Origin of the sequence: Methylomonas koyamae (assembly GCF_006483455.1) — a bacterium.
Classification (GTDB): Bacteria; Pseudomonadota; Gammaproteobacteria; order Methylococcales; family Methylomonadaceae; genus Methylomonas; species Methylomonas koyamae_B.
Genome location: NZ_PPPU01000061.1, coordinates 1 through 2,661, shown reverse-complemented (window position 1 = coordinate 2,661; position 2,661 = coordinate 1). Strand labels below are relative to the sequence as shown.

1 protein-coding gene is annotated in these 2,661 nt (G+C 60.1%); it reads left to right on the top strand.

Annotated elements, in window-relative coordinates:
* Nucleotides 1–2,661: Ig-like domain-containing protein (locus C2U68_RS20220; protein WP_140914279.1), on the top strand; the 2,661-nt coding region annotated here is incomplete at both ends.

Below are 2,661 nucleotides of genomic sequence, written 5' to 3'. Positions count from 1 at the left end.
CCTATTGGACATTTACGACCGGTACGGCCAACGACCAGGAAGCACCAATAATCAGCGGACAAAACATCCAAGACGGCGCGACCGGCATCGCGGTGAACAGCAAACTGCGCTTCGTACTCGACGAAGCGGTCAGTCCGTTCAGTCTATCCGGCAGCGTGCATTTGCAACTCAACGGTGTCGAGGTGGCGGGCACTGCCGTACTGGGCAGCGACAACCGCACCATCACCTTTACCCCCAGCAGCGCGTTGGCGGTTAACACCGAGTACAGCATTGTCCTGGACGGTCTGTACGACTATATCGGCAACCGATTGGCCGCGGTCACCAGCCGCTTCACCACTTCCAGTTCGGCTGCCGCCGACACCACAGGCCCGAGCGTCGTCATTACCCCGGCGAGCGGCAGTACCGGCGTCAGCGCGACAGCGCCGATCGTCTTCAGCTTTAACGAAGAGATCGATAGCACCAGCCTGGACAGCGGCATCTATGTCCAAGCCGACGGCTTCAGCGGAAATGTGGCCGGAACCCTCAGCCGTAACGGCAGCATCGTGACGTTCACCCCGTTAGTAGCCTTCCCCGGTAACACCCGGATCTGGGCCTATGCCAATGGCGTACAGGACATTGCCGGCAACAGCAGCGGCTATCGCTACAGCTATTTCAACACCGGCACCGGTGGCGACACCGTCGCACCGCAACTGGTGTCCATCACCCCGAACGACGGAGCGATGGACGTGTACGGCAACAACCCGATCGTGCTGAGTTTCTCCGAATCCCTGAACCGGAGCACCGTCAACAGCAACAGCGTCGGCCTGTTCGTCAACGGCAACATCGTCAGGCCGTCGATCAGCTTCTCCGGCGACAACCGCACGGTGACGTTGAACTACAACCTGCCGGCCTCCAGCGTCGTGACGGTCCTGCTGACCAACGACATCAAAGACCTGAGCGGCAACCGCTTGGCCGATGCCGCCAAAGTCTTTGCCACCGCGGCGGATGTCGACACGGCACGGCCGAGTATCGTCACGGCCTTGCCTGGCAATGGCGCTTACAACGTGCTGTCGAAAAACAAAATTGTGCTGTACAGCAACGAAGCGCTGAAAGCCAGCAGTTTGCCAGCGGCATTACACGTCTCGCAAAACGGCGTGTTGATCAAAGGCACCCCGCAATTGCTCGGCGACGGCCGGACCCTGGTCTTTACGCCGGAACAGCCGTGGGCGAAAGCCGCCTACATCGAAGTGTTCCTCGACAGCACCGCGCAAGACCAAAGCGGCAATGCCTTGAACAGCTTCCATAGCCAATTCCGGATTGAAGAAGATCCGGCGCAGAAGGCACCGTATGTGATTGCGACCGGCTGGAGCGGCAGCAAACTGAATCCGGTATTGGACTTGCAATTCAACGAAGCGCTAGACCCGGCCAGCGTCAGCAACAGTACGTTCGCGTTGCGGTACTACTACTACGGGGCCGAAATCCCGACAACGGTGAGCCTGCTGAAAGGTAACCGCGTAGTACGCCTGCAACCGACCGAATTGCTGCAGACTAACCGTGGCTATCAAATCGGCATTCGTGCCGGCGTCAAAGACGCCAGCGGCGTGGCAGCGACCTACAACAGCGATTACGTCTACTACTATTCGACGGCGGCGGACGCCTTGGAGGATACGGTAGCGCCGAAAGTCACGGCGCTGAGTCCGGCTGATGGGGCGACTAGTGTCGGCATCAACAACCGCATCTCGATGCGCTTTGACGAGTCCGTGAATCCGATCAGCTTCTTAAGTGACGATCCCGACCTGCCGCTGGCGCAAGTGCCGAACTACAACGCGTCGACCTACTCGTTGAATTTCAGCGACAGCAACCGGCAAGTGACCTACATCCCGCACGAGCCTTGGCCGGCGGACAGCGACGTCACGGTAGCGGTGGACAAAGCCGAAGACTACGCGGGTAACTTGGTCACGCCGTTGAGCCACACCTTCCATACCGCCAACGGCCCGGATACCACGGCGCCGGCGGTAGTAGAGTGGAGCATGGCTGCGAGCGCGACTGACGTACCGGTCAATGCCGTACTCAAAGTCCGTCTGAACGAAGCCATCGATCCGGTGTCGGTCACGGACAGCAGTTTCTACCTGTACGACTACACCACCGGAGCCCATGTAGCGGCAACCCGGAGTCTGAGTGACGACGGCCGAACCTTGATCTTGGTACCGGAACAGGCGCTGGCCGTCAGTCGCAACTACCGACTCTACGTCTCCTACGTCCAGGACATGAACGGCAACAGCGAGTACGACAATCGCTATTTCACCACAGCGATCGCGGCCGACAACACCGCGCCGCAGGTTAGCGCGTACAGCGTGGAGGCCGACCAAGCCAGCGTTCCGACGAACGGAGTCTTGCAAGTGCGGTTTGACGAGCCGGTGAGCGGTTTGAGTCTGGGTGGAGTGGAACTGCGCAAAGGCGGCGACGTGATCGCGGTGACGCGGGAACTGAGCGGGGATCGGAGAACGCTGACGCTGAAATTGCAACAGCCGTTACAGCCGAACACCGGCTACAGCCTGCATGTCGAAGGCGTGGAAGACCTGAGCGGCAACGTATTGGCGAGTGCCGAGGACAGAAGCTTCACCACCGGTGCGGGAGCCGACCTGCAAGGCAACGGTCTGGCGCAATACAGCCCGGCGAACG